This window comes from Chryseobacterium sp. 3008163 (assembly GCF_003669035.1).
In the GTDB taxonomy this organism is placed as follows: domain Bacteria; phylum Bacteroidota; class Bacteroidia; order Flavobacteriales; family Weeksellaceae; genus Chryseobacterium.
On the sequence record NZ_CP033070.1, the window covers coordinates 1,627,730 to 1,646,971 of the forward strand.

A 19,242-nucleotide genomic window follows, 5' to 3' on the forward strand; every position below is an offset into this window, starting at 1 on the left:
TATATTGTTAGCAGGACTTGTGTCGGTAATTACACTCACAGCCTGTAAAAAAGACGATCAAGTTGCAGAAAAGACGCTCGAACAACAAAAATAGAATTTCAGGCAAGACAACTTGAAATAGAAAAGCAAAAATTAGCGATTGAGAAAGAGAGATTCGCATATGAAACTCAAAAAGAACTGACAGTATAGCGGAAGTTCAGAAAGAAAAAGCAGCAGTAGCTGCCGCAAAACCACAGGTAATAAGAGAAACAAGAACGGTGTACAGAGACACTCCTTCTTCTAATAATAGTGTTGCAAGCAACGGAGGCGGTTCTTCACAAGGAACTACTGCTAAGAAAAAGGGAATCAGTGAAGCTGCGAAAGGTACAGCAATTGGTGTAGTCAGTGGAGCTGCACTAGGAGCCATTGTTAATAAGAAAAACCGTGGTGGTGGTGCCGTAGTTGGTGGTATCATTGGTGGTGCAACAGGATATACTTTGGGTAGATCACAGGATAGAAAAAGTGGGCGAGTACAGCCAAAATAGATAAATCATTTCAAAAACTTTAAAAAGATTGCTTATTTTTAGGCAATCTTTTTATGCTTTTCATCTTACTCACTTCAATTATCATTATTCCCACTCTTTTAGGTTGGGGGAAATTTCTTGAAATCATTTTCAACAAACAGCTTTTTGAAGGAATTTCAGGAAAATTGATATTTGGAATTTTCGGAATCAGCATGATTTGGACGGTCCTTTCTTTCTTTATTCCATTAAATGTATTTATCGAAATTCCGACAATTTTAATTGGATTATTTTACTTTTTTAGAGAAAAATTATTCCTGATTTTTTATAAATTCTCAAAGAACGATATTTTCCTATTTGCTGTAAGTTTATTCATTATTTTATTCTGCAGCTCGTTTTACCCTTATATTTTAGACCATTTTGGATATTATTTACCGAACATACAATGGCTGCGGGAATATGGTTTGGTAAAAGGTATTTCAAACCTTGATCTTGTGCTTGGGCAGATGTCTATCTGGCATATTTTTCAGGCTGGATTTTCCAATTTTACTGATCCTTTTTTAAGAATAAATGCAGTTTTACTAATCATGTATTTAATATACATTATTGAAAAGAAAAGCTGGATTCAATTATGTTTTCTTCCAATATTGTTCTTGTTTTCACAATCTCCAAGTCCTGATTTGCCGGTGATTGTATTTTCTTTAATTTTATTAAATGAGATTTTAGTAAATAATAAAAATACTTCTCTGCTATTTGCATTTTCGGTTTTTGTTTTTGCGATAAAGCCAACAATGATTTGGTTGCCGATTTTGACATTTCTCTACTCTATTTTTATTCTTAAATCTCATTTTAAAACCTTCCTTCCAGGAATTTTAATTCTTTTTTTATTTTATTTTAAAAATATCTGGACATTCGGCTATCCTGTTTTCCCGGTCTCAATGATTGATTTTGGATTCAGTTGGAAACCCAATGTAGAATTGTTAAATTCTTCATCTCAATATGCCATTCAGAAAACTTTCGACAATCAATATTCTTACGAAGAAATTCAGAAATTCTCAACATTCGACCACATAAAAAACTGGCTGTTTTTAGATGGAATAAAATCAGTAATCAACATTTTATTTGTTCTGAGTTTAATTGTTTTTACCATTTTCACTTTCATTAAAAAAATAAAATCATCACTTTTATCTGCATTTCATTGATTATAAAAAGTGTTTTAGTTTTATTATTCTCAGCACAATACAGATTTTTTATAGATATATTTTTTGTGATTATTTTCGTGATGTTTTTAGATTTTTTTACAAAAAGAAAATCGATGATTGCCTACTCTCTTTTAAGCTTAATTTTCATCAGCTTTCTAACTTTTCCAATCGTACTTACGCAGTTGATTCCCAGCTTCAGAATGTCATCATTTATGGGGAAATTTGAATGGAAGCAATTATACAAACCTTCAACCTACGAAAACAAAAAGTATCATTCTTTTGAAGCCGGAAATTTAAAATTTAATGTTTCAGAAAAATATCCTTTCAACTTCGACACTCCTATTCCTGCGATTTCTGAAAGTTATGTTTTCGACTATCAGAAAGCGGGAGTTTTCCCACAACTTATTGATAAAAATAACATCCAAAAAGGCTTCATTTCAAAAAAAATGAATCATGAAGAAGAAAAACAAGTCAAAAAACTCACAGAAAAAATCAAAAACTCCTATAAATAGTAACCATTCAAAGACTTTATTATCTGAATAAAAATCGGTAATTTTGTACTATGTTCAATACTTTAGGGAATCTGCTCAGCCTGACGACTTTCGGCGAAAGTCACGGTTTGGCGTATGGCGGAATCATCAATAATTTTCCAGCAGGGCTGGAAGTCGATTTAGACAAAATTCAATACGAGCTTGACCGCAGAAAACCCGGTCAGTCAGCAATCGTTACGCAAAGAAAAGAGAGTGATACAGTAAAGTTTCTTTCAGGAATTTTTGAAGGAAAAACTACGGGAACTCCAATTGGTTTTATGATTGAAAATGAAAATCAGAAGTCAAAAGATTATGATCACATCGCCCAATCATATCGCCCGAGTCATGCTGATTTTACGTATGATCAAAAATTCGGAATCCGTGATTATCGTGGTGGCGGAAAATCTTCTGCACGCGAAACCATCAATTGGGTCGTTGCGGGAGCTTTGGCAAAACAACTTTTATCAGACATCGAAATCAATGCTTACGTTTCTTCTGTAGGTGAAATTTTCTGCGAGAAACCTTATCAGGCTTTAGATTTTTCTAAGACCGAAAGCAACGAAGTTCGTTGTCCGGATGCAGAAACTGCCGAAAAAATGATTTCAAAAATCAAAGAAATTAAAAAAGAAGGCAACACGATTGGCGGAACAATTACTTGTGTCATCAAAAATGTTCCGGTTGGAATCGGCGAACCTGTTTTTTCTAAATTACAGGCAGAATTAGCAAAAGCAATGCTGAATATCAATGCCTGCAAAGGCTTTGAATACGGAAGCGGTTTTTGCGGCGCAAAGATGACCGGAAGCGAACACAACGATGAATTCAATACGGATTTTACCACAAAATCAAATCTTTCAGGTGGAATTCAAGGTGGAATTTCAAATGGGATGGATATTTATTTCAGAGTGGCTTTCAAACCTGTTGCAACCATTTTAAGACCTCAAAACAGTGTCGACAAAGACGGAAATGCCGTTACTGTAGAAGGAAAAGGCAGACACGATCCTTGTGTTGTTCCAAGAGCAGTACCTGTGGTTGAAAGTCTGGCGGCTTTTGTTTTGGCCGATTTGTTTTTGATTAACAAAACGAGAAATTTAAATCAATTTTAAACTTAAATATTTAGGTAATGCAAAATTACTGGGACAAAGCCATAACCTTCGACGAATATCTTCAAATTGCCAATCATAGATTGAATAATCCTGACAACGCAAAAGACATTGAATACAAACCTTATTACGAACTCGGCATTCAGAGAATGGACAGAACGTTGAAGAAGTTTGTCATCGACGAAGAACAATTGAATGAGCTAAAATCAAAAAACTTCGATGGAAAGATTTTAATTATTTCTGAAGCCTGGTGTGGTGATGCCAGCGCAACTGTTCCTGCTCTGGTAAAATTTTTTGAAGGTCAAAATGAAGTGAAAATTTTCCTTAGAGACAGCGACAGCAGCCTGATTGATCAATTTTTGACCAATGGCACACAATCTATCCCGAAAGTTATTATATTGGACAAAGATTTTAATGTAAAAAATTCATGGGGACCGAGACCAAAATTCGGACATGATTTATTATTAAAATTCAAAGCAAATCCTGAAGAATACCCGAAAGAATTATTTTATAATGACCTGCAGATTTATTATTCCAGAAACAGAGGGAAAGATTCGATTCAGGAAATTTTAGAGTTATTATGAAATCGCAATGATTTGTTTTGATTCATAAGACAGTTATGGAAGTAAGCGATTACATGTAACCTTTAAAAACAATAAAAATCAACATGAAAAAATTAATTATATATGTCATTGTACTTGCAGTTTTGGGAGCTGTATTTTTAGTTCCCGGAATTAGAAATTCTCTTAAAGACTTATTTTTCCCGATTGCAACGATAGAAAACGCTGTACATATTGAAGCTGATGACTATGACATCGACCTTCAGGGAATCAATGTTCCGAGTACCAATATGAAGAATTTCAGAAACAAACCTGTTTTTCTGAATTTTTGGGGAACTTGGTGTCCGCCATGCAGAAAAGAATGGCCATCCATCCAAAGATTGTATGACAGACGAAAGGAAAACATCGATTTCGTTTTGATTGCGATGAAAGATGAAGAAGCAGCGGTCAGAAAATTTTTAAAGGAAAACAATTACACAGTTCCCGTTTATATTGCACAAAGCCCAATCTCTGAAAAGATACTTCCAAAGGCATTCCCAACCACCTTCCTACTCGACGAAAACGGAAGAATCCTCATCAAAGAAGACGCCGCAACTGACTGGGACGCAGAATCTATCCATCAGTTTATTGATAATATCATTAAATAACTTTAACTTAATATTATAATTACTTGGTACAAAATTTGCGAAATTTATAGAGTTAAAAATTATTTTTAAAAATAAACACAAAATGAAATATTCAAAACTCAATTTAGCTAAAGAAGCTATCAGCCACAAAGGCTTCGTAAAAAAAATTCCTGACATTTTCAGAATGGTGAAAATGTGGAGAAAAGGAGAATATCCGGTAAAATCGATAGATCTTATTCTACCGTTAATTGGTCTCCTCTATGTAATCTCTCCTATTGATATCATCCCGGATTTCGTTATCGTTGCAGGAGTTTTAGATGATTTAGCAGTATTATCTTTAGCAATTCCGAAACTGATCAGAGAAGTAGACAAGTTTCTACTTTGGGAAGCTGAGAGAAAATATGGCACCGAGGGCTCAAAAATAATTGATGCCGAAATTGTAAATTAAAATTCAAAACCATTCTTATCGGGATGGTTTTTTTATGAACTTTAAAGTAACTATTGAAGCAACTTCTTTGCTAGTTTTAAAAATATTGACGGAAAATTTTAAATTTAAATTCACTATTTACCCATGAAGCAAAATTCACAATTGACTTTTAACATCATTTCCTTAAATTTGCAACATCTAATAAAAAATAATGGAAAGTAAAAAAGAATTCTTTTTAGAGTGCTACAAGCTTGGCATCATCAAATTCGGAAGATTTACCTTAAAAAGCGGAATCGAAAGTCCGTTTTATGTAGATTTAAGACCTTTGGCTTCAGATCCTAAAATTTTAAAAAATTTGGCAAATTATTTATTGGAAATGCTTCCTTTGGATAATTTTGATTTGATTTGCGGAGTTCCTTACGCTGCACTTCCGATGGCTACAGCGATGTCTCTTGAAAGCTATATTCCATTAATTATTAAAAGAAAAGAGGCTAAAAACTACGGTACCAAAAAATTAATTGAAGGAATTTACCAAAAAGGACAAAACTGCCTTTTGGTAGAAGATGTAATTACTTCCGGAAAATCTTTGATAGAAACCATTTCTGAAGTTGAACAGGAAGACCTTAAAGTTGCCGATATCGTAGTTGTTCTAGACAGAGAGCAAGGCGGAAAACAACTTTTAGAAAGCAAAGGCTATAGAGTTCATACCCTTTTCAACATTTCAGAAGTTTGCACTATTCTTCAGGAAGAAGGGGAACTTTCTGATGAGGAAGTGAAAAGAATTCAGGATTTTCTTGCCGGAAACCACATTCAGTTTGAAGAAAAAACAAGACTTTCATATCAGGAAAAGTATGAAAATGCACAACATTCGGTTTCAAAAAAATTATTAGAAACTGCTTTAGCAAAACAATCAAACCTTATTGCTTCTGCAGATGTGACTACTACACAAGAGTTGCTTGAATTGGCAGATAAAGTTGGCCCACACATCATTGCTTTAAAAACACACATCGATATTATTTCTGATTTTGATTATCAAAATACGATCGTTCCTTTGAAAGAACTGGCTGCAAAACATCAGTTTTTATTAATGGAAGACAGAAAATTTGCTGACATCGGAAACACTCAGGAACTTCAGTTTACAAGCGGAGTTTTCAAAATTACAGATTGGGCAGACTTCGTAACTTCTCAGGTAATTGGCGGTTTTGAATCTTTAGACTGTTTCAAAAATGTAGGCGTTGTTGCGATTATCGGAATGTCTTCTAAAGGAACTTTAACCACAAACAGCTACAGAGAAGAAGCTTTAAAAGTTGCTCTTTCACATCCAAATGTGATTGGTGGTGTTTCTCAAAATGCAATTCCTGAAGAAATTTTATTGTTTACTCCAGGTGTGAACCTTGCAGATTCGGGAGATGGAAAAGGTCAGCAATACAACACTCCGGATCATGTTTTCAAAACGCTTCATACCGATTTCATTATCGTAGGAAGAGGAATCTACAAATCTGAAAACCCGGGAGAAGCCGCTGTAACTTACAAAAATGAAGGTTGGAAAGCCTATATTAATTCTTTAGAAAAAAAAGCAATTCAGCAGTAAAATCATCTTCATTATATTTTAAATAAGTTATATTTGGTGCTTTATCATCAATTTGAAAAAGTTTAGTATTTGTTTTATTTTGTTTTGGGGAGTTGTACAGGTTTCTGCACAAAAGACAGCATTTATATTGCTGCAAAATTATCTCAGAACAAAAAAATTCTGGAAGTTAATCAGGAAATTATTTATCATAATCACTCTGAAAAACCCTTAGACAGCATTAAACTTCTCAATTGGGTGGCCGCTTACAACAAAAGAGGAACATCTTTAGTCTACCGAAAACTCGAAGACCGAAATAACAGTCTCCATTTTGCAAAGCCGGAAGCATTAGGTAAAATTTTAGATTTTAAAATTAATAGCGAAAAGAATCTGCCCGTTTCCGTCAGCAATGTTTCTGAAGAAAATTTATTTTTTATTCTCAATCAACCTTTGCAAGTTGGCGAAAGCATTACATTAGATTTACAGTATCAGATTCAACTTCCTGATAAAAATTTTACAGGTTACGGAACTTCTGAAAATAACATCGCTTTAAAATATTTCTTTATTGTTCCGGATCACTTTGATCCGGACAATATTTCTAAAAGAAATTACCACGACATCGAAGAATCGGTGAACTTCAATACCCATTGGACGGTTAATTTTGATCTCCCAATTAATTATTTTGTGGAAGGAAATCTTCAACAGAACAACATCAATTCTTTCAACGGATATTTAGATTCTGACCCTGAATTTATTATTTCTCACAATCAATTCCCTACGATTAATGTGAATACGGAAGACATTCGTACTGAAATAAAATTTGGTTATAATATCAGTCCGCAAGAGATTCAGAATTTGGAATTTTATCTTCCTCTGCATTTAAAATTTATCAAAGAGAAAATAGGTTTTGTTCCTGAGAGACTTTTTATTTCAGATAAATTCAGAACTAAGGAAGATTTTTTCGGAAATAACGACATCAGTTTTTGGAAATATCGTTTTAAACTTTTCACAGATGCTGAAAAGGTTGACCTCGACTATTTTGGGATTATCGCCAAGAAAATTTTAGACGAAAGCCTTATCACCGATAAAGAAGATCACCATTGGTTCAAAAACGGACTGAAATCTTATCTTGAAACTCAATATCTGAAAAAATTCTACGGAGAAACCAAACTTCTGGGCAATCTTCCCGAAACCAATATTTTAGGAATCAAACCTTTAAAATGGTTTCACGCATCCGACGTAAAGTTGCTCGACCGTTATGGCTTGGCATATCAATACATTATGTCTCAGAATTTGGATCAAAAAATTGACGAACCATTTTCTGCTTTGAGTAATTTCAACGATATGGCCATCAGCAGTTTTGAGACGGGAAGTCTTTTCAGTTTTTCTGCGAATAAAATGGGTGAAGGAAACTTCAATGATTTAGTTAAAAAATATATCGCAGAAAACAGAGACAAACCAATCAATCCTGAAGCATTTTTGAAAGAACTCTCTCAAAAAGAACCCTCCACAGATTATTTAACCGAGTTTTTAAAACAGAAAAACCGAGTTAATTTTAAACTTAAAAAATTTAAGACTAAAGAAGATTCTCTGGAAATCAGAATTGCTAAAAATACAGATGATGCAATTCCCGTAAAACTGGAAACCCAAACCAGAAGCGGCGAGAAAAAATCGTACTGGATAGAAACCGAGAAAAACGAAAGACAGAAAACCATTAATCTTCCGTCAGAAAACATTTATAAGATAACTTTAAATGACGATTACATTTTCCCGGAAGCCAATTACCGAGATAACTTTCTGTATACAAAAGGATTATTTTCAAATTCAAAAAAAATTAAATTTAAACTGATCAAAGATATTCCCAATCCGGAATTCAATGAAATTTACCTGAACCCGAGAATTCGTTTTACCAACACGTATGACAAATTTTTGATTGGGATGAATTTTAAAAACCAGTCACTTTTTGATCAGAAATTTTTGTATTCTATTACTCCGTCTTTCAGTACAGGAACCGGAAAACTTACAGGGTCGGGTGCAGTAGCCTACTCTTTTCTGCCTGCAGAAAGCGTCATTCGAAGTTTAACTTTCGGAGTTTCCGGATCGTATTTTCATTACGATTATGATTTGGCATATCGCAAAGGCTCTCTGTACTCCAATATTAATTTCAGAAAAGATCCGCGAAGCACTGTTAGTCAGGGCGCGAGTTTTTCATACAATTATTTTCAGCGAGATCTGAATGCAAAAATGATTGCAAACCGTGATTATGACAAGTATAATCTTTGGGCTTTAGGATATGGATATGCCGATAATCAGATGATTCATGAGAAAAGTTTCAGCATCAGCACTCAGGCGATGAAAGATTTCAATAAAATCACCGGGGAAGCTTTTTACAGATGGGAATTTGCACCAAGACAGAAATTAAGTTTAAGATTATTTGCCGGATATTTTGCCAGAAACGAAACCAGAAACAACACTTTCGACTTCGGAATTGCAAGAGTTTCCGACTATTCTTTTTCATACAACCTCTTGGGACAAAGTGCAACCGGAGGAATTCTCTCGCAACAATTTATTTTGGCTGATGGTGGTTTTAAATCTTTCATTCCCGGAACGGTTAATCAATTTATTACGTCATTAAACGTCGACACCAGCGTTTGGAAAATTTTTCATATTTACGCAGATGCGGGAGTTTATAAAAACAAAAACAATCCGACACAGTTTATCTGGGATAGCGGTGTGAAAGTAAAACTGATCCCCGATTTTCTTGAGATTTATTTTCCAGTACAATCTACTTTAGGTTTTGAGCCTGGGTTTAAAGATTACGGAAAACGAATCAGATATACTTTGATTTTAAATTTAAGCACCATTATTAATGCTGCGAGAAGAGGTTGGTACTAATATTAAAAAACAGCTGCGATTATCATCATGCAGCTGTTTCATTTAGTCAAAACTAACATTAAATTAATCTTTTAAAATTTTCTGAGAAATCGGTTGATTATTTACCGTTCCAGTCACAATGTAATTTCCTTTTTGTAATTCTGCTACATTCAAGACAGCCCCTTCTTTTATGGAAGCTGTTTTCACTAGCTGTCCTGTAGAGTTATAGACTTTTATATCTTTCACATCAGCACCAAAAGTAATTTCATTATTTTTCACGAATGTATTTTTAATAAAATGTGATTGTTTAGCCGTATTGTTAAAATCATTTACAGCCAAAACACTTGATGACGGACTTGGAAGCGTTATAGTAAAATCAACCGCATTATTATTGGTATCACCTGAAGTTCTTGTAATTGAATTTAAAATTGTAGGTGATGGCGCAGCCCCGGAACCTTCATATTGATTTACCAATCCGTAACCTACGAAGTCAATCACGTTAGATGCAGTTGGTCCTGTAACCTGAGTAGCATTACTTGCCAAAGCGACTTTACCAGAGGTTAGTCCGATCCCTAATCCTATACCCACAGCCGGCGATCCGTCAAAATTCACAACAACACCTACTACAAGATTTGGATTAATAAGATTGATCACCCCTCCTCCTTTGGTACCCTCCTGAATTAAATAAGTTTGTCCCGGACTCAAAGTAATGGAAGGCAGCGTATGGTACTGAGTAAATCCGCCAGTTGCGGGACCATACTGAATGGTTGCTCCATTTAATGTAGTTGTAGAAGAACCAATATTCTTAAGTTCTATGAAATCATGGGTGAGAACTGCAATTCCGAGCACTCCCCCTCCAGTATAGACTTCATTAATTACAATCTGAGCATTAAAAAATGCAGCTATCGAAACTAGTCCGATAAAAGTAAATACTTTTTTCATAGTGACAATATTTATTGATTATGTAATAAATTATACAAATTTAATACCAAATAAACAAACAAATACCACATCTTTTAAAAAATTAAAAATAAACTTTCACCAAACAACATAAAAAAACCGCTTCGATAAGCGGTTTTTTTATTTAAATATTTTAAAATACTTAGTCTTTCAAAATTTTCTGAGAAACCGGTTGATTGTTTACAGTTCCTGTTACAATATAGTTTCCTTTTTGTAATTCAGCAACATTTAAAGTAGAACCGTTCTTTACAGCGCCAGTTTTTACAACTGCACCAGATAAATTGTACACTTTCACATCTTTCACATCAGCTCCGAACGTAATTTCTTCGTTTTTAACGAATGTATTTTTGATAAAGCTTGATTTTGTTTTGTTGAAATCTGCTACTGCCAATGTAGCATTGTTGATAATTGCAATATCATCAATTCTCATACCTGATTGAGGCAATGTGGATGGAGCTGTAAATCTGACAGATAATGAAGATGAAGACGGCAATCCTACTATTGATTTGAATGCCCAACCCGTTGTTGTGTTATTTGCGAAACTTAATGGACTCCAGTTAGCACCTCCATCAATCGAAGTTTCAATAACCATTTGAGCACTAGTAAGAGTAGTCAGATATCCGAAATTCAATTGTAGATTAGCAGAAGTTGCTGCGGAAGTATTAATACCGCTAATCGTTAAAGTTCTTGTCCCTGCAGCAGCAAAAAACACATTATTACCGCCTGAAGCATTAGCATAACCAGTAGATGCAGTTGTAGTTCTTACGTCCGCAGTTCCAACGTAAGAAATTGGGCTTGCATTTTGCCATCCCGTGAAAGCTGTAACTGTAGGATTTCCTGAGGCACCAGTCCCCATATTCTCAGAGTAAACAGTAGTCTGAGCTGCCACTGTTGCAGCTAAAGCAACCGCAGAAAATAAAGAATAAATCTTTTTCATAACTTAAAATTTTATTATTAATAATTTGTAGCGCAAAATTAAAGGATTTTTTACACTTAAAACAATATTAAGGTTAATTTTCTGTTAACAATACCAGAACCCCTGCCATTCACATTTTTTAGCTATTTTTACCAATTATTTCAAAGACTTGCGGAAATTTTTTCTGATATTCTTCGTTTTTCTCTTGGGCTTATCACTGAATAACGCTCAAATTTTTTCGTGGAAAAATCCGAACCTTCCAAAAGACAGTATAAAGAAAGACAGTATACTTGCAGCAAGGCTTGAACAGGACATTTTCGCAAAAGACACGATGGATTTTGTAAAGACAAGCAACCGGATTATCGTTGATGAAGCTGTGCTTGCCAAAAATGATAAGAAACGGTTTTTAGGCGAACTAAATTCTAAAGGTTCAATCATTCGTGGGATTACTTTCGGCAATAATCAGGGGCAGTCTGTACAGAGTTCCATGGATTTACAAATCTCAGGAAAGCTGTCAAAAGACGTCAGTATTTTAGCTAGTATTTCAGATCACAATTTACCAATCCAGGCCGATGGATACACGCAGACTCTTGAAGAATTTGACAAGATCTATATGCAGCTTAATATTAAGGACAAATCAATTCTTAGAGCCGGGCATTTGGATCTTTTAGATGACAAAAATTATTTCGCAAAATACCAGCGACGAAGCATGGGACTTCAGTTTCAGACCCAATTTGGAACTGAAAACAAGACATTTGTAGATGTTTCTATGGGTGTGGCACGAAGCGAATTTCACAGAATCCGTTTTCAGGGTGTGGAAGGCAATCAGGGGCCTTACCGTCTGACCGGAAAGAATGGTGAGCAGTTTATCACATTGATTTCGGGATCAGAACAGGTTTTTATTGACGGAATTTTAATGAAACGTGGTGAGAACCAGGATTACGTGATTAACTACAACACCGGTGAGGTCACTTTTACAAGTTTCCGACCGATTTTCCAGCAGAATTTTATTACGATTTCATTTAATTATACCAACAGAAATTATTCAAGATATTTATTTACAGGAAAGCTTGAACATCAGCGTGAGAAATTCAGAATCGGGCTGAACTGGTTTATGGAAAATGATAATAAAAATGCACCTTTAGCTTTAAATTTATCCAAAGAAGACGAACAGATTTTAGCCGATGCCGGCAATGATCCCAATCTAATGTATGCTCCTTCGGGTGTAGTTACAGAATATGACGTCAACAAAATACTTTACATTCTCGTACCAGACACCAACGGAAATCATTATCAATTTTCCACTGATGTTACACAGACTTTGTATACCGTTTCATTTACGTATTTCGGAGTGAATTTGGGAGATTATAAACTGACGCAAACTACCAATAACGGTCGTGTTTTTGAATACGTCGGTCCCAATATGGGGGACTATAGAGCGGTAAGAAAATTGCCTTCTCCACAAAAATCTCAGGTATATACTGTAAATTCAGAATACCTTTTAAAAGACGGAAAAATAGGTGCAGACATTTCTCTAAGCAACTATGATCTCAATTTATTTTCTTCAAAAGATTCTGATCAGAACTTAGGATATGCAGCAAGAATTTTTGGTAATAAAACATTTACAAAAAACAGCTGGAAAGGAACTCCAAGCTTTGAATATCAATACATTGACAAACAATTTCACATCCTCGACCGTATTAATGATGTGGAATTCTCCAGAGATTTCAACTTAGCTCAGGAATTCAGCGGAAAAACACAAAACAGATTTATCTTCAACTTCCTGAATAAGTGGAATAATAAATCAGCTTTAAATTATCGTGTCAACTATCTTGACGAACAGGATTCTTACAAAGGAATCAAAAACGAATTAGACTTCAGCTGGATTAAAGGGAAATTCCTGACCAAAGGAAACTTATCTTATCTGGACACGAATGCTACTTTACAGGACACAAAATTCATCCGTGGAGGCGCTGCCACAGAATATACCGGCAAAAAGGAAGCTGGGCTTTAGGCGGAAGCATGGAGCACAACGAAAAGAAATTTAATGAAACTCAGCTGATGGATGTCACTAGTTTCAGCTGGAAAGAATTGTTTGTTCAAAAGAAAATCGGCGATAGTACAAGAACCAAGCTTTTAGCTAAAATGTATATCAGAGATAATGACTCTGTGCGTGACAACAGACTTCAGAATATGAACAGGATCTTAGGATTTATGGCAGAAAGTCAGTTAATTAAAACAGAAAAAACCACTTTAAATGCTTTGATTCATTATAGAAAATTCTTCTATAAAAATGAAGATGTAGACATGAATCAGAATAAAGATTTTGTTGTAGGAAACATTCTATACAATCAGCAATTATTTAAAAACGGAATGCGCCTGCAGGCCTTCTATGAATTAGGAAATGGACAGGAAGCACAACGTGAATTTCAATACATCAAAGTGACAGACGGGCAAGGTGTTTACAAATGGACCGATTACAATGGTGACGGCGTTCAGCAGTTGGATGAATTTGAAATTGCCGAATACTCAGATTTGGCGCAGTATATCAGGATTTACACCAATTCTGTACGGTATATTCCTTCCAACAAAAACAAATTGCAGTTGGCGTTATTTGTGAATCCGGCAATTATATTTGATTCAGAAAATAAGTTTTTAAAGCGTTGGAATTTCAATGTTTCATTAAATTCACAAAACTCTTATTTTAAAAGAGAGAAAGTTTTGGTTTTAAATCCTTTTGAAAAAAGTGATGATCAGATTCTCAAAAACCAGAATATTTTAGCTTCCGTTCAGTTTAATCCAACTGAAATATCTGGCTGGAACGGAAATTACCGTTTCATTGCTAACGATAACCTCATCAATGCCAATTTCAGCAACGAAGAAAGAAATCAGACTTCTCATTTCGTGAATTTGGGATATTGGTTTAATAAAGAATTCAGGGTCGATTGGGAAAACTCTGTTCATGATTTGCAAAACTCTTCTCAACTTTTTGCAACGAGAGATTACCGATTGAATAATTTCGAAACAAAACCAAAAGCAACTTATAAATTTACAGACGCCATACAAGCCGAATTTTCTTCTGCTTACCGAGAAAAGAAAAGAGTGGATGGTGAAGAATTTCTGAAAGCTTTTGACATCACCGGAACGCTTCAGTGGGAACGCAAGAAAACTTCCATCAGAGGAAACTTCTCTTTCATCAACAACAACTTTACCGGAAACAATTTCAGCATCGTAGGAAACCAAATGCTCGACGGTCTTAAACCCGGAAAAAACCAGGTCTGGAGTGTTTTTGTACAGCAGGCAATCAATTCATTTTTGCAATTAAATCTGAATTACGAAGGTAGAAACTCAGGTGACCGTACGATTCACATTGGGAGCATGCAGGTGAAGGCGAGTTTTTAAAGCTAGAAGCAAAATTAGTAATCATTCCTTTTTTTAATTAAACCATTGAGTTTGTCATTTCCAGAAGAATCTCAATATTTTATTTTACTACATTTTAGTTTACGGTTTTGATATTCCATCGGAAGTGTATTAGTTATTAAATCCTAAAATTTCCTATATTTGTTCAGTAATAAATACACGGGGTGCCGCAAGGCTGAGATCATACCCGATGACCTGATTTGGATAATGCCAACGTAGGGATGTCTGCTTAAAATATTTTCATTTTATGCTTTATTCGTTCGCATGCTTATCTGTGGTCTGAACTGAATAAATCAACATAAAATAAAATGGAAGTAACAAAGTATTCCGGAGAACTAATCCCCCAACAAGACAAAAACTGGCAAGGAAGACCTGAATGGTTTTTCAACCGAGAACATACCGACACCTACGAATTATGGTATGAAGGCCGGTACAAACGTGCTGAAATCTGGCAAAAAAAGTAATGGAACAGCTCGTTTCCAAAGATCAGAGAGTTAAAACGTTGTTAGAATTTGGTTGTGGTACTACCCGATTTACCCGTTGGTGGAAGAACATCGGGATTGAAGCCACAGGTGGAGATATTTCACCATTAATGTTATCACAGGCAATCCATCTTTTTGAAGGCGATTTGGTAATGGCCGACTCTCATTTCATGCCTTTCAAAGATCACACGTTTGATTCATTGGCATTCATCACAACTTTTGAATATTATAAAGATCCCGTAAAAGTTATCAGAGAAGCCGCCCGTGTTGCCAAATACGGAATTGCAATGGGGATGATGAACAGAAACTCTCCCAAAGTTGCCCGAAGAAGAGTCCAGCAATTGTTTGGAAAAAACCCTTTCTATGTTACGGCGACTTTCTATACGCCAAAAATGCTGACCGAAATTATCGAAAAAGCTTTAGTTGGAAGAAAATACACCATCGAATGGACTTGTACCGGACTTCCAAAATGGTTTCCCGTACAGCAATGGAATGTGCCAGTTGGTGATTTTTTTGGTTTATACATTCAGCTAAATGATGTGGAATGAGTGAGACTTTAGGAAAAATAAATCATTCCCAATTTGAAGATTTCCTGAAACAGCGATGTGGAAAAAAGCGTGATGAAGTTCGTGTTGGTCCAGAGTTTGGCGTAGATGTTTCAGTTGTGGATCTGCATGGCGGAAAAGCGATGGCTTTGACGAGCGATCCTCTGTCATTGATTCCGTCTCTAGGTTTGGAAGAATCTGCGTGGCTGTCGGTTCATCTGATGGCAAATGACATGGCGACCACAGGTTTCGCACCGATGTTCGGACAGTTTGTTTTAAATCTTCCGACGCATCTTTCTAAAAATGATTTTGAAACCTACTGGAATTACACCCATCAATTCTGTAAAGATATCGGGGTAAGCATTACCGGAGGACATACCGGATTTATTGAAGGGCAAAATTCTACCATAGCAGGCGGCGGAACTTTTATTACGGTCGCTCCGAAAGAAGAAATTTTGGTTTCAAAATATGCAAAACCCGGCGATTCAATTTTAGTGACCAAAACAAGCGCACTTTCATCTGCAGCCATTTTAGCAATGAGTTTTCCTGAGACTGTAAAAAATAAAGTCGGGAAAGAATTTTACTATTCAGCATCGGCTTCCTTTTACGAAACCTCATCATTGAAAGATGCTTTGACTGCCGTACAAAATGAGAATTCAGGAGTGACAGCCATGCATGATGTGACAGAAGGTGGAGTTTTGGGAGCTATTTACGAATTGGCGATTGCGTCAGGAAATGGAGCTGAAATTTTTAACGAAAAACTTCCGATTGGAGAGGTGCAGTCCGCTGTTTGTAATCTGTTCGCTTTGGATCCCAGATATTGTATTGGTGCGGGTTCTATGATTATTACCTGTAAAAAAGAGAAGGCTTCGGAAATTATTTCGAGATTGGAAACTAATCATATTCCATGTACAGAAGTTGGAACGATTACCGAAAAATCTGCGGGAATTAAATTAATTGAAAACGAAAAAGCAAATGATTTAATGTATTTCGAAGAAGACCCTTACTGGAAAGCTTTTTTTAACGCTTATAAAAACGGCTGGAAATAATGAAAAAGCAAACCATAGAATCCGGAATTTATTTAATCATTGATCCTGCGATGGATGAGAAAATTCTTTTTCCCAAATTAAATTTAATTGTAAAAGAGAACATTGCAGTAATTCAGGTTTGGGATCACTTCAAAGAAAATCAGAATATTGAAGAACTGCTTTTGAAAATTTATGCAAAAACTTCTTTACATAGCATTCCTTTAATCATCAATAATCGCTGGGAACTTTTAAAACAAAATCCTTTGGATGGAATTCATTTTGATGAGATTCCTGAAAATTTCAATCAAATAAAAAAAGAAATCAATGGTGATTTTATCGTTGGAATTACCTGCAACAATGAGCTTTCAACGATTGAGTATGCGGAAAAACATCAGTACGATTATATCTCTTTCTGCTCAATGTTTCCGTCAAAAACCGCAAACAGTTGTGAACTGGTGAGTTTTGATACTGTTCAGAAAGCAAAAAGTATTTTCAGCGGAAAAATTTTCTTAGCCGGAGGAATTGATTTAAATAATATCAAAAATTTAGATGAATTAAATTATGACGGAATCGCTGTCGTTTCAGGAATTATGAGTGCAGAAAACCCTTCAGAAACTATTAAAAATTATCATCAAAAATTAAAAAAATAAAACAATGAGAATAAAAACCATAGAAAAATTGTGCTGTCCGTTTGACAAGTCAGATTTAAATTTAACCATCATTTCACAAGATGAAACTGAAAACATAACTGAAGGTTTATTAATTTGTGACAACTGCAAGAGAGTCTACCCAATCATCAGCGGAATCCCCATTATGTCACCCGACGAATACCGTGAATTTAAACTGGAACAACCCGTTTTAGAACGCTGGGAAAAACATTTAGAAGGCAAAAAAGTGGAGAATTTCAGATTGATTTCTTAACGATAACAGCAATAGATAATTTCAAAATGCTGAAAGTTTAGAATTTCGTAAATTTGCAGCATGATAAAAATAGGCAACATAGAACTGCCGGAATTTCCGCTTTTGCTCGCTCCGATGGAAGATGTAAGTGATCCGCCGTACAGACGACTGTGTAAATTACATGGTGCAGATATGATGTATTCAGAATTTATCTCTTCTGAGGGCTTGATTCGCGATGCGATGAAGAGTAGAAAGAAGCTGGATATTTTCGATTATGAAAGACCTGTGGGAATCCAAATTTTTGGTGGTGATGAAGAAGCGATGGCGATGTCTGCAAGAATTGTGGAAACCGTAAACCCTGATTTGGTGGACATCAATTTTGGTTGTCCGGTAAAAAAGTGGTTTGCAAAGGTGCAGGAGCCGGAGTTTTGAAAGATGTTGACATGATGGTTCGTTTAACGAAAGCTGTTGTAAGTTCTACAAGTCTTCCTGTGACGGTGAAAACCCGTTTGGGATGGGACAGCAACTCAATCAATATTGATGAGGTTGCAGAACGTCTTCAGGAAACGGGAATCAAAGCTTTGACGATTCACGCAAGAACGCGCGGACAAATGTATAAAGGTGAAGCTGACTGGGAACACATTTCAAGAATCAAACAAAACCCAAACATTGAAATTCCTATTTTTGGAAACGGTGATATAGATTCTCCCGAAAAAGCTTTAGAATATAAAAATAAATACGCTTGCGACGGAATTATGATTGGCCGTGCTGCGATTGGTTATCCGTGGATCTTTAATGAGATCAAACATTTCTTTGCAACCGGAGAACATCTTGATGCACCCACAATTTCAGACCGACTTTTGGCTGTTCGCCAACACGCTGAATGGAGCGCAGAATGGAAAGGGGAAAAATTAGGATTGATCGAAATGAGACAGCATTACAGCAATTATTTCCGTGGAATTCCTCATTTTAAAGATTTTAGAAGAAAATTTTTGGAAGTATATTCTTTGGTTGAAATGGATGAAGTAATCAAAGAAACTCAAGGGTTTTATGAGGAATATCAGGCACAGGTTTAAGTTAAGGTTAATTAAAACTATTAAACTTTATATAAAACAGCAAACCCATCAAAATTTGATGGGTTTGTTTATTTTTACTATGCTTGGAAAAAGAAATTATTTTTAATATCAGTTTTCACGTCCTGATATGTTTTTTCTACAGCTTTTGCGCCTTTTTTAGCAGTTTTCCCCGTCCATTTTGCTCCTTGCTTTATGCCTTTCTCCGTGGCTTTAGCACCTTTTTTTGCGGTTTTACCAGTCCATTTCGCTCCTTTCTGAACTCCTTTTTCGGTAGCATTTGCCCCTTTTTTAGCAGCATTCCCTACAGCTTGAGCGTCTTTTTTCACTGTTTCTTTTACAGTTTGCTTTTCTTGTGCATTGGCAGAGAATGTAATCATTAAAATTGCCAGAATTGAAATTGTTTTTTTCATTGTATTTAAAAATTTAGATTAAAATTACTATTTTATTTTACTTAAAATCAAATTTTTTAGGTTTGTTTTCCAGAGTACCGAATTGCTCGATGTTTTTATTGGTCGAATAAAGTAATCAG

The 19,242-nt window shown here is 35.4% G+C and carries 16 protein-coding genes, 2 pseudogenes and 1 riboswitch; of the genes and pseudogenes, 15 read left to right on the forward strand and 3 right to left on the reverse strand.

Annotated features, from left to right (window positions below):
* Positions 1–257: 257 nt before the first annotated feature.
* The 9 genes from EAG08_RS21955 (at position 258) to EAG08_RS07410 (ending at position 9,407) form a co-directional block, all read left to right on the forward strand.
* On the forward strand, positions 258–524 hold the full coding sequence (locus EAG08_RS21955; protein WP_228446814.1) for a glycine zipper domain-containing protein: 267 nt from the start codon (positions 258–260) through the stop codon (positions 522–524).
* 53 nt (positions 525–577) lie between these two features.
* Positions 578–1,702: an LIC_10190 family membrane protein gene (locus tag EAG08_RS07380; protein WP_228446815.1), complete on the forward strand. Its 1,125-nt coding sequence runs from the start codon at positions 578–580 to the stop codon at positions 1,700–1,702.
* A gap of 80 nt (positions 1,703–1,782) precedes the next feature.
* Positions 1,783–2,214: a hypothetical protein gene (locus tag EAG08_RS21960; RefSeq protein ID WP_228446816.1), complete on the forward strand. Its 432-nt coding sequence runs from the start codon at positions 1,783–1,785 to the stop codon at positions 2,212–2,214.
* A gap of 50 nt (positions 2,215–2,264) precedes the next feature.
* Complete coding sequence (aroC, locus tag EAG08_RS07385) at positions 2,265–3,335, forward strand: chorismate synthase (protein ID WP_129534886.1); 1,071 nt, start codon at positions 2,265–2,267, stop codon at positions 3,333–3,335.
* A 17-nt stretch (positions 3,336–3,352) separates the two neighbouring features.
* Positions 3,353–3,916, forward strand: a complete 564-nt coding sequence (locus tag EAG08_RS07390; RefSeq protein WP_129534887.1) for a thioredoxin family protein — start codon at positions 3,353–3,355, stop codon at positions 3,914–3,916.
* 83 nt (positions 3,917–3,999) lie between these two features.
* Entirely contained in the window at positions 4,000–4,539 is a 540-nt protein-coding gene (locus EAG08_RS07395) for a TlpA family protein disulfide reductase (RefSeq protein WP_129534888.1), read from the forward strand.
* Between the two features lie 82 nt (positions 4,540–4,621).
* On the forward strand, positions 4,622–4,966 hold the full coding sequence (locus EAG08_RS07400; RefSeq protein WP_129534889.1) for a YkvA family protein: 345 nt from the start codon (positions 4,622–4,624) through the stop codon (positions 4,964–4,966).
* Between the two features lie 190 nt (positions 4,967–5,156).
* Positions 5,157–6,536, forward strand: a complete 1,380-nt coding sequence (gene pyrF, locus EAG08_RS07405; RefSeq protein ID WP_129534890.1) for an orotidine-5'-phosphate decarboxylase — start codon at positions 5,157–5,159, stop codon at positions 6,534–6,536.
* Positions 6,537–6,605: 69 nt separating this feature from the next.
* The gene (locus EAG08_RS07410) at positions 6,606–9,407 is read left to right on the forward strand and encodes an aminopeptidase (protein ID WP_228446817.1); all 2,802 of its coding nucleotides are present in this window, start codon (positions 6,606–6,608) and stop codon (positions 9,405–9,407) included.
* 63 nt (positions 9,408–9,470) lie between these two features.
* Here EAG08_RS07410 and EAG08_RS07415 read toward each other — a convergent pair whose 3' ends face one another.
* Both EAG08_RS07415 and EAG08_RS07420 read right to left on the reverse strand, forming a co-directional pair.
* Complete coding sequence (locus EAG08_RS07415; protein ID WP_129534891.1) at positions 9,471–10,328, reverse strand: lamin tail domain-containing protein; 858 nt, start codon at positions 10,326–10,328, stop codon at positions 9,471–9,473.
* Positions 10,329–10,488: 160 nt separating this feature from the next.
* On the reverse strand, positions 10,489–11,283 hold the full coding sequence (locus EAG08_RS07420) for a T9SS type A sorting domain-containing protein (protein WP_129534892.1): 795 nt from the start codon (positions 11,281–11,283) through the stop codon (positions 10,489–10,491).
* Positions 11,284–11,593: 310 nt separating this feature from the next.
* Here EAG08_RS07420 and EAG08_RS07425 point away from each other — a divergent pair.
* The 6 genes and pseudogenes from EAG08_RS07425 (at position 11,594) to dusB (ending at position 18,713) form a co-directional block, all read left to right on the forward strand.
* A pseudogene (locus tag EAG08_RS07425) lies at positions 11,594–14,664 on the forward strand (hypothetical protein).
* Between the two features lie 168 nt (positions 14,665–14,832).
* Positions 14,833–14,921, forward strand: a riboswitch (TPP riboswitch).
* Positions 14,922–15,145: 224 nt separating this feature from the next.
* Positions 15,146–15,712, forward strand: coding sequence for a class I SAM-dependent methyltransferase (locus EAG08_RS07430; RefSeq protein ID WP_228446818.1), 567 nt, complete (start codon positions 15,146–15,148; stop codon positions 15,710–15,712).
* A complete protein-coding gene (locus tag EAG08_RS07435) occupies positions 15,709–16,758 on the forward strand; it encodes an AIR synthase family protein (protein ID WP_129534893.1) in 1,050 nt (349 codons plus the stop codon). Before EAG08_RS07430 ends, EAG08_RS07435 begins: the two co-directional genes overlap by 4 nt.
* Positions 16,758–17,387 carry a thiamine phosphate synthase gene (locus EAG08_RS07440; protein ID WP_129534894.1) on the forward strand — a complete coding sequence of 210 codons (630 nt, stop codon included), beginning with the start codon at positions 16,758–16,760 and terminating at the stop codon, positions 17,385–17,387. Before EAG08_RS07435 ends, EAG08_RS07440 begins: the two co-directional genes overlap by 1 nt.
* Positions 17,388–17,391: 4 nt before the next feature.
* Positions 17,392–17,658 carry a Trm112 family protein gene (locus EAG08_RS07445; RefSeq protein WP_129534895.1) on the forward strand — a complete coding sequence of 89 codons (267 nt, stop codon included), beginning with the start codon at positions 17,392–17,394 and terminating at the stop codon, positions 17,656–17,658.
* Positions 17,659–17,718: 60 nt separating this feature from the next.
* Positions 17,719–18,713: pseudogene (gene dusB / locus EAG08_RS07450) on the forward strand (tRNA dihydrouridine synthase DusB).
* A 77-nt stretch (positions 18,714–18,790) separates the two neighbouring features.
* Here the strand turns inward: dusB and EAG08_RS07455 are convergent.
* Complete coding sequence (locus tag EAG08_RS07455) at positions 18,791–19,123, reverse strand: hypothetical protein (RefSeq protein WP_129534896.1); 333 nt, start codon at positions 19,121–19,123, stop codon at positions 18,791–18,793.
* Between the last annotated feature and the right edge of the window lie 119 nt (positions 19,124–19,242).

What these genes read in the sequence shown, in the direction of transcription:
- EAG08_RS07380 (WP_228446815.1), top strand. Translation starts at nt 578, where the DNA reads ATGCTTTTCATCTTACTCACTTCAATTATCATTATTCCCACTCTTTTA.
- EAG08_RS21960 (WP_228446816.1), top strand. Translation starts at nt 1,783, where the DNA reads ATGTTTTTAGATTTTTTTACAAAAAGAAAATCGATGATTGCCTACTCT.
- aroC (WP_129534886.1), top strand. Translation starts at nt 2,265, where the DNA reads ATGTTCAATACTTTAGGGAATCTGCTCAGCCTGACGACTTTCGGCGAA.
- EAG08_RS07390 (WP_129534887.1), top strand. Translation starts at nt 3,353, where the DNA reads ATGCAAAATTACTGGGACAAAGCCATAACCTTCGACGAATATCTTCAA.
- EAG08_RS07395 (WP_129534888.1), top strand. Translation starts at nt 4,000, where the DNA reads ATGAAAAAATTAATTATATATGTCATTGTACTTGCAGTTTTGGGAGCT.
- EAG08_RS07400 (WP_129534889.1), top strand. Translation starts at nt 4,622, where the DNA reads ATGAAATATTCAAAACTCAATTTAGCTAAAGAAGCTATCAGCCACAAA.
- pyrF (WP_129534890.1), top strand. Translation starts at nt 5,157, where the DNA reads ATGGAAAGTAAAAAAGAATTCTTTTTAGAGTGCTACAAGCTTGGCATC.
- EAG08_RS07415 (WP_129534891.1), bottom strand. Translation starts at nt 10,328, where the DNA reads ATGAAAAAAGTATTTACTTTTATCGGACTAGTTTCGATAGCTGCATTT.
- EAG08_RS07420 (WP_129534892.1), bottom strand. Translation starts at nt 11,283, where the DNA reads ATGAAAAAGATTTATTCTTTATTTTCTGCGGTTGCTTTAGCTGCAACA.
- EAG08_RS07430 (WP_228446818.1), top strand. Translation starts at nt 15,146, where the DNA reads ATGGAACAGCTCGTTTCCAAAGATCAGAGAGTTAAAACGTTGTTAGAA.
- EAG08_RS07435 (WP_129534893.1), top strand. Translation starts at nt 15,709, where the DNA reads ATGAGTGAGACTTTAGGAAAAATAAATCATTCCCAATTTGAAGATTTC.
- EAG08_RS07440 (WP_129534894.1), top strand. Translation starts at nt 16,758, where the DNA reads ATGAAAAAGCAAACCATAGAATCCGGAATTTATTTAATCATTGATCCT.
- EAG08_RS07445 (WP_129534895.1), top strand. Translation starts at nt 17,392, where the DNA reads ATGAGAATAAAAACCATAGAAAAATTGTGCTGTCCGTTTGACAAGTCA.
- EAG08_RS07455 (WP_129534896.1), bottom strand. Translation starts at nt 19,123, where the DNA reads ATGAAAAAAACAATTTCAATTCTGGCAATTTTAATGATTACATTCTCT.